We start from the raw sequence: 357 nt of genomic DNA on the forward strand, positions 1-357 counted from the left end.
TGCACGCCCTCTTCGCAGTCTGGGCAGCCGTACTTGATGCGCACATGGCGGATCACCTCGATCCGCGCCGGCACGACGTGCAGTTCCTCGCTGATCTCTTTGCCGATCTCCTTGAGCTCGGTGCCGTCGTGGTGGCAATGACGGGCATCTTCGGGGAGCTCATGGACGACTTCGACGCGGGGCAGCTCAGGCGGCAGGGCTACTCGGCCGCCACGGGTGCGGCGCTTGGCCGGCTGATGGGATTCGACCGGCGCGTCAACCGTGTCATCCTGGGCGCTGACCTCTTCCTCATCGACCGCCACCTCGGCCTCGTTGATGAGCAGATCACCCTGTTCGACGCGGTACTTCTCGGTAGAG

At 65.0% G+C, this 357-nt stretch carries 1 protein-coding gene; it reads right to left on the reverse strand.

What is annotated here, in order from left to right:
* Positions 1-357, reverse strand: a 357-nt coding sequence (locus CWI66_RS17765; protein ID WP_198517621.1) for an IS66 family transposase zinc-finger binding domain-containing protein, incomplete at both ends; no start/stop codon positions are given.

This window comes from Halomonas sp. 141 (genome assembly GCF_002810305.1).
Taxonomy (GTDB): Bacteria; Pseudomonadota; Gammaproteobacteria; order Pseudomonadales; family Halomonadaceae; genus Vreelandella; species Vreelandella stevensii.